Origin of the sequence: uncultured Anaerovibrio sp. (assembly GCF_947302755.1) — a bacterium.
GTDB lineage: Bacteria > Bacillota > Negativicutes > Selenomonadales > Selenomonadaceae > Anaerovibrio.
In genome coordinates, this window is the sequence record NZ_CAMYWM010000124.1 from 1 (window position 1) to 7,303 (window position 7,303).

The window sequence follows — 7,303 nt, forward strand, 5'->3', positions numbered from 1 at the left end:
GGAATAAAAGGGTATATCCCTCACGGCCACAATACCCTCATTGTCCACCTTGAACAGCTCGCCCCACACATCATCTGTGCTGACCCCTATTCCATTAAACAGGTATTCATACATTCCTGCCACCCGTTCAGGGGTCTTTTCCATTCCCACAGCTTTGAGATCCACGCCCAGACCTTCAAGGAATATCTCCATGGCCTGTACAGCTTTTTTGCTCATAAACCTATCCCTTCCGCTTTATCATCATGGCATCGCCAAATGAAAAGAACCTATATCGTTCCTCTACCGCCTTTTCATAAGCCTTTAAAATGAATTCACGACCGGCAAAAGCACTAATTAGCATTATGAGGGTGGATTTTGGCAAATGAAAATTGGTAATAATTCCATCTACTATTTTAAACTCATACCCCGGATAAATAAAGATATTTGTCCAATCCGTACGCCCATTAATCTCCCCCACAGCCGTGGCCGCCGATTCCAAGGTTCTGATGGAAGTCGTACCTACGGCGATAACCCGTTTCCCGGCGGCCTTGGTGGATTTAATAAGCTGGGCCGTTTCCTGGGAAATGCTGTAATATTCCTTGTGCATTACATGCTCCTCGATATTATCAACACTGACTGGCCTGAAGGTTCCTAACCCCACGTGCAGGGTAACAAATCCCAGGTTAATCCCCAAATTCTTAAGCTCAGCCATCTGTTCCTTAGTAAAATGCAAGCCGGCTGTGGGTGCTGCCGCCGATCCCTTTTCCCGGGAATAAACGGTCTGATAACGCTCGCTGTCCGCCAATTTTTCATGGATATAGGGTGGTAAAGGGGTCTCACCTAAGCGGTCAAGTATTTCCTCAAAAATCCCCTCATAGTTAAATTTTACAATACGTCCGCCAAAGTCCGTACTGTCCTGCACCGTACAGGTCAGCTCATCACTAAAGCGGACCACCTGGCCGGCTCTGGCCTTTCGGCCAGGCTTTACCAGGGTTTCCCAGGTATCCCCATCGATGCGCCTAAGGAGGAATACCTCCACCTTGCCGCCGGTGCCCTCACGCCAGCCCAGCAGCCTGGCCGGCATTACTCTGGTATCGTTAAAAATCAGGGTATCCCCTGGCTCCAGGTATTCCTTGAGATCATAAAAGTGACGATGCTCTATGCTGCTTTCCACCGGATCCAATACCATAAGCCGTGAGGCATTGCGCGGCTCCACCGGAGTCTGGGCGATCAGCTCCTCCGGCAGCTCGTAATCAAAATCTGTTAATTTCATTCTTGTAAAATACTCCCAAAATATTAATACAGCTTACTTATTTTAATATCTGTATAGTAATGATGTAAAATACCGTCATATTTCTTCCCGGACTCAGCCATGGCCTTGGCTCCGTACTGGGACATGCCTAAGCCGTGGCCAAAGCCGTGGCCATCAAAAATTACAGCTACACTGGCATTTTCCACCTGAAGCCCGGCACCATGCATGGCAGCCGGAGCTGTATCAATTGTCTTTTTGGTGGAATTTCCCTTTGCATCCCGTTTTACAGGGGGAAGAGTGACAGGCCGCTCAGTGCGGATATTGAAGAAGGTACTCTTCAGACCAAAAATTCTGCGCACCTCATAGGCATCCAGTACGATTGTCTCCCCTGTACCGGCAAATTTTACCTCCTTGGCTCTCCTTATTCCATGGGCATCGGGACTGCCCCCGGAGGTTGTCATGGAAACCCCCTTTAACTGCCCAATATTTTTTCCTGCCGCACTTAAGAGCCTTTGTACCTCTGCCGCAGTAAAGCGTACTGACCAATTATGAAAGGGGGACTTGCTGTCATCGTCCTTTACTGCACGAAGATATGGCAGATAATTTCCCCATACATCCTCGGAATTTTCCGTACAGCCCCCTGATGAGGAATGGAAAGCAGCATAAATAGGCTTTCCCTCATGGGTCATAATATGTCCGGCAGTAGTCTCCACAGCAGCAGAGGAGGTGTCTTCCTCGTTTTCAACCCCGTCATAGGCCTGACAATGAGTGGAATCACACAAATCATAGCCTGATCCGAAATGAGCCTTCTGATTTTTGGTGTACAGGGTAAAGGTTCTGGCTGCCACTGCCTGAGCCTTCAAGGCCTCCCCAGGCCAGGATGGACTCATTTCCGATGGCAATACTCCCTTTAGATAATCCTCCAGGGAAAGGCGGTTGACTATAGTCAGGCTGCTGCCTGCAGCACTGACTACAAGCTGCCCCCTATACTCATGTCCATTGTATTTGATTTTGCCCTTTCCCGACCCATCCACAGGGGTAAACACCATCGATGCTATGCCTGTTTTCTTGCCATTTATGAAAAGCTTGCCCTCCGCTGCCGAAACACTGGCCACACTATTGCTCTTAAACTCATCATATAGGCGGCCATCTGTTCCTTTTAGGGCATTCATTCCATTGGCTGAGCTTATAACTCCCTTGGCGACCCCATCGCCAATACCAATTCTGATAATATTATCAACGCCGGATTTTTTCTGCACATCAATGGCTTCGGCCCCATCAGCCTCTGAAGCATGGGCAGATGATGGGCTTGGCTGGGGTGGATTGGCCCGTTTGGGCACAGCAGCCGGTTTTCTTCCCGTATCCGGAGTAATAACGCTGGCTTCACCACCGGAAGCACCCCAGGTCATCATCAGGGAGCCAACCAAAAGGGCCAGCATCCCCTGGGCAATTTTTTTGTATGTATTATTGTATATCATTATATTACACCTCATTTATTAAACCTGCTCAGCAGCTTCCAGCAATGCCCGTTTCCGTGCTTTAGCTTCCTTCTTCCGCTGCTTGCGGAGGGCCTTGCTGTAGCGCTCCTCCTCACTGAAAATACAGCCGCAATAGGGCTGCCGATATAATTCCAGCTCCTTGCTTATGTCTATGCCCTCCTGCCAGCCAGGCCGAAAATCTTCATAGTAAAAATTTACCCCATAAACATCAGCAAAATGTTGGGCTGTTTCCCGCATCAGGTCATGCTGCTGATATATACTGTAAAACAGGGTAGAGGTAAAGGCATCATAGTTATTTTCCGCAGCAAATCGGGCCGTCTCCTCCAACCGCCAGGTGTAGCACATACGACAGCGGCCATTTTCCACAGATTCCGCTGCCAGAGCCTTCTTCAGAAAATCCCTCAGCATATAATTTTCATCGGTGATTATCTCCATATCCACCCTATGAGCAAATTCCTTGGCCGCATTAAGCCGCATTTCCCATTCCTTGTAAGGGTGAATATAGGGATTAAAGAAATAACCCGTAGGCACGATACCCTCCTGCCGCACCATCTACACCGGGAAACAGGAGCAGGGCCCACAGCACATATGTAGCAATAAATTCATTATTCCATCTCCGGATAAGGAACGCCCATGTGCTCATAACCGGCCCTGGTCACCATCCGCCCCCTGGGGGTGCGGTTGATAAAGCCCAGCTGCAAAAGATATGGCTCATAAACATCCTCAATAGTATCGTTTTCCTCGCTGATGGCCGCCGCCAAGGTATCTATGCCTACCGGGCCGCCACCAAATTTTCTTATCATAGCCTCCAGCATACGCCTGTCAGTGTGGTCAAGGCCCATCTTGTCCACCTCTAGGCGCATAAGGGCTTCGTCGGCAATTCTGTCCGTAATAACCCCATCACCCGTTACCTGGGCAAAGTCCCGGACACGCTTTAACAGGCGATTGGCAATACGGGGAGTCCCACGGGAACGACGGGCGATTTCCATGGCCCCCTTATCCTCAATGACTATATTCAATATTTCAGCAGCCCGCTTAATGATCAGCACCAAAGCCTCAGGCTGATAATATTCAAGGCGGGAAATTACGCCAAAGCGGTCACGGAGAGGGGCCGCCAGGGCTCCTGCCCGGGTGGTGGCCCCGATTAACGTAAAGGGGGCAATATCCAGCCTTATGGAGCGGGCACTGGGTCCCTTGCCAATAACAATATCCAGGGCAAAATCCTCCATGGCCGAATACAGAACCTCCTCCACATTACGGGAAAGGCGATGGATTTCATCGATAAATAACACATCCCGTTCGTTGAGATTGGTCAATAAAGCCGCCAAATCACCGGAATGGTTAATGGCAGGGCCTGAGGTAATACGAAAATTTACGCCCATTTCATTGGCAATAATCCCCGCCAGGGTGGTCTTGCCCAATCCCGGAGGACCGTATAGCAGCACGTGGTCCAACGCCTCCTGGCGGTTAAGGGCCGCCTTTATAAAAATATCCAGATTGTCCTTGGCCTTGTCCTGCCCGATGTATTCCCGCAGATGACGGGGACGCAGGCTATACTGCCAGTCATCACCTGACTGCTCATTCATGGTAACAATGCGGTCATCGCCAAAATTAATTTCCTCCATCCCCTATCACCCCCTGGACAGCTGCTTTAAGGCCAGCTTAATTACCTGCTGTACGTCAGCCTCCGGATCGATTTTCCCCATGCTCTGGAATGCCGTATTTACCTCACCCTGACTATAGCCCAGGGACATAAGAGCCGCCGATGCTTCACTTATTACATCGTCACCCACCTGGCCTTCACCAAAGAGGCCGCCCACATGCTGTGTATCATCATCCTTGCCGCTGAAGGTCAGCTTATCCTTCAATTCAAGAATCATTCGCTCAGCGGATTTCTTCCCAATTCCCGGCAGAGCTGTCAAGGCTTTCACGCTCTTATTCTGTATGGCCTGGGCCAATCCATCAGGGGTAATGGCGCCAATAATTCCCATGGCAACCTTGGGCCCAATACCATTAATGGCAATCAAAAGCTGAAAAAGAGTATACTCCTCCTGGTTAGAAAAGCCATACAGCTGCATGGCATCCTCCCGCACGCTCAGGTGAGTAAACAGCATGGCCTCCTGCCCCTGTTTAAGTACAGCTCTGGTATTATTGGACACAAACACCCGATATCCCACACCGCCAACATTAAGAAGGCAATAATCAATAAAAATATATTCTACTTTTCCCTTTAAGAAACCAATCATATAACACTAAAACTCCGAAACCTTATTATTTGTTTTCAGGCGCGAACACTCCGAAAGCTTATTATTTGTTTTCCGGAGCGAAAGACCGGAAACCCTATTATTTATTTTCCAGCGCGTGGCGAAGGGCCTCCGTCATAACCTGGATATCCGGTTCAATACCGGTCCATAAACGCAGGGCCTCTGCCCCCTGGCCCACCAGCATATTCTCACCGTTAAGGGTATGACAGCCATGGTCCTTGGCCGTCTTCAGGAAAAGGGTCTCTGCCGGCGTATATATAATATCATAGGCCAGTATTCCCTTTGGCACCTTATCCCAATTAACCGGCGGCATAGCATCAACGTGGGGATACATGCCCAATGGCGTAGCATTTACAAGAAGCTGGGCCTGCCCCAAGGCCTCATCAAAGGCCGGGGTACTCCAGTCCAACAAGCTTATTTCCATATATTTGCGGAAATAATCCACCAAGGGGCGCACCTTCGGTACATTTCGTACACCAATGGTCAAGCTGGCAACCCCTTCCTGAATGAGCCCCCAAATAATGGCCCGGGCTGCTCCGCCAGCCCCCAGCAGAAGGGCCCTCTTACCTTTCGGTGCATAGCCTATCTGCCTCATACCGCTCAGGAAGCCCTTGACATCCGTATTATAGCCGGTAAGAACGCCAGCCCGGTTTACAATAGTATTTACTGCACCTAAAATCTCGGCATCCTTATCTATGTGATCAAGGTATTTCATGACCTGCTCTTTGTGGGGAATGGTTACATTCAGACCGGAAATTCCCATAGCCTTCATTCCGGCTATAGCCTCCCCAAGCCGGTTATTGTCCACCGGAAAAGCCGTGTACACATAATCAATGCCGGCCTTCCTTATGGCAGCATTATGAAACACCGGTGAAAGGGAATGGGCCACTGGATTACCTATAACTGCCAACACCTTTGTTTTCCCAGTAATCATCATCACTACACCTCAATACTACCTGTAATACATCATTTCTACATAAGTCTATCTTCAATATTATACCATTGATATCAAGATAGCTCTAGGTAAAAATAAAGGAATGTATGGGGACAAATCACAGCTGCTTTACTCCCATCTAAGAGAAGGGAGTATTAGCACCCGTTAGCATCGGATAAAGCTTCCGTTGTATAGGTTGATGGGCCGGCATTCATTTAAAATGAAAAAATTCAAAAAAATTACCTGACGAAGAGGATTTTACATTTTTTTGTAGAATTGAACATTCTATAAGCGATTTTATAACGCCATTGTTCAAATTTTTCTTCTTTAGAAGAAAAATCTTCCAATTAGCGTTTCAACGAGCTGGAAGATATGCTCACCAGCTGTTGTAGTTTGTTTTCCCCCACTTAAAGAGGTGGGGGACATCTTAAAGCTCGTTATATGTAAAATTGCTTTTGCAAATTTTTTATGATAAGGAGATATGGTACTATGAAAAAACTCTTATTAATGGTATTGTCCCTGTTCACGATGGTAACCCTGGCCTCCACGGCCACCGCCCTGGCAGCCGGCTTTAAATCCTTTGAGGGACACAACACGATCATCGATGCCAGCCCGGTAAATTACACTTATGATGATGATGGGGAAAAAATAATCTTCAAGAAGGATTACAATGATTACCTTCACCTGTATGCCCAAAAGGATAAAGCAGATATTTTATCCTTTATACCGTTTATTGACAGTCAGGTAGGCTCCGTATATGAGGTACGGGAGGTTCATCACAAGAAGCCGGATATGACCTTATATGAGATTATTTCCAAGAAGGATGATGTAAGCACCGGCTATTGGTTAATCGGAAAATTGCAGGGCAAGTGGGTTACATACGTTTCTTATGACAGCCTGACCAATTTGGGCTTTAATCCAAAGAAAACCCATAACCTGTCCACCAACATCGATGACAACTCGCTGATTATCAAGACCTATGACAAATACGGTAATTTGGATTTTGCCGCACAGCCATTCTGGGATGACAGCTCCAGCTGGTTTGGTATTACCAATTGCACCGATTTCTATCGTAAAGCCGAAGAAAAAAAGTGATAATTTGACACGAGGATAAGGGGAATAAATTCTCCCTCCCCAAAGCTGAAGTATCCTTTTTCACCCCTGTTTTACAAGTATGGTGCAAAAAGCTATGAAGCTTCCAGTAAATAAATGAACTTTAAAAGGGCGTACCCATCGCGGGTACGCCTTTTTTATGTAGTCATATGTTGCCTTATCTCACCTATTTCTACCCTAATAATCTTTTTTCTTTTTATGCGTTTCTTATAACGCCATTGTTCAAATTTTTCTTCTTTAGAAGAAAAATCTTCCAATTAGC

The 7,303-nt window shown here is 47.5% G+C and carries 8 protein-coding genes; 1 reads left to right on the top strand and 7 read right to left on the bottom strand.

The annotated features are described in order from the left end of the window. From Q0Y54_RS10505 to Q0Y54_RS10535, 7 genes are all read right to left on the bottom strand, one after another. Positions 1-216: GTP cyclohydrolase I (locus tag Q0Y54_RS10505; RefSeq protein WP_297967454.1), on the bottom strand; the 216-nt coding region annotated here is incomplete at its 3' end. Positions 217-220: 4 nt separating this feature from the next. Beyond that, a complete protein-coding gene (gene queA / locus Q0Y54_RS10510) occupies positions 221-1,252 on the bottom strand; it encodes a tRNA preQ1(34) S-adenosylmethionine ribosyltransferase-isomerase QueA (protein ID WP_297967457.1) in 1,032 nt (343 codons plus the stop codon). Between the two features lie 23 nt (positions 1,253-1,275). Next, entirely contained in the window at positions 1,276-2,709 is a 1,434-nt protein-coding gene (locus Q0Y54_RS10515) for a SpoIID/LytB domain-containing protein (RefSeq protein ID WP_297967460.1), read from the bottom strand. An 18-nt stretch (positions 2,710-2,727) separates the two neighbouring features. After that, positions 2,728-3,282, bottom strand: coding sequence for an epoxyqueuosine reductase QueH (locus Q0Y54_RS10520; protein ID WP_297967463.1), 555 nt, complete (start codon positions 3,280-3,282; stop codon positions 2,728-2,730). Positions 3,283-3,335: 53 nt separating this feature from the next. Then, a complete protein-coding gene (gene ruvB, locus Q0Y54_RS10525; RefSeq protein WP_297967465.1) occupies positions 3,336-4,355 on the bottom strand; it encodes a Holliday junction branch migration DNA helicase RuvB in 1,020 nt (339 codons plus the stop codon). Between the two features lie 6 nt (positions 4,356-4,361). After that, a complete protein-coding gene (ruvA, locus tag Q0Y54_RS10530; RefSeq protein ID WP_297967468.1) occupies positions 4,362-4,976 on the bottom strand; it encodes a Holliday junction branch migration protein RuvA in 615 nt (204 codons plus the stop codon). 97 nt (positions 4,977-5,073) lie between these two features. Further along, the gene (locus Q0Y54_RS10535) at positions 5,074-5,928 is read right to left on the bottom strand and encodes a shikimate dehydrogenase (protein ID WP_297967473.1); all 855 of its coding nucleotides are present in this window, start codon (positions 5,926-5,928) and stop codon (positions 5,074-5,076) included. Positions 5,929-6,417: 489 nt separating this feature from the next. Here Q0Y54_RS10535 and Q0Y54_RS10540 point away from each other — a divergent pair, with 489 nt between their 5' ends. Continuing rightward, entirely contained in the window at positions 6,418-7,023 is a 606-nt protein-coding gene (locus tag Q0Y54_RS10540) for a hypothetical protein (protein ID WP_297967470.1), read from the top strand. Positions 7,024-7,303 lie beyond the last annotated feature (280 nt).

Bases quoted from the DNA above. Each gene is read 5' to 3' on its own strand.
- Q0Y54_RS10535 (WP_297967473.1), bottom strand. From the start codon at position 5,928: ATGATTACTGGGAAAACAAAGGTGTTGGCAGTTATAGGTAATCCAGTG.
- ruvB (WP_297967465.1), bottom strand. From the start codon at position 4,355: ATGGAGGAAATTAATTTTGGCGATGACCGCATTGTTACCATGAATGAG.
- queA (WP_297967457.1), bottom strand. From the start codon at position 1,252: ATGAAATTAACAGATTTTGATTACGAGCTGCCGGAGGAGCTGATCGCC.
- Q0Y54_RS10520 (WP_297967463.1), bottom strand. From the start codon at position 3,282: ATGGTGCGGCAGGAGGGTATCGTGCCTACGGGTTATTTCTTTAATCCC.
- Q0Y54_RS10540 (WP_297967470.1), top strand. From the start codon at position 6,418: ATGAAAAAACTCTTATTAATGGTATTGTCCCTGTTCACGATGGTAACC.
- Q0Y54_RS10515 (WP_297967460.1), bottom strand. From the start codon at position 2,709: ATGATATACAATAATACATACAAAAAAATTGCCCAGGGGATGCTGGCC.
- ruvA (WP_297967468.1), bottom strand. From the start codon at position 4,976: ATGATTGGTTTCTTAAAGGGAAAAGTAGAATATATTTTTATTGATTAT.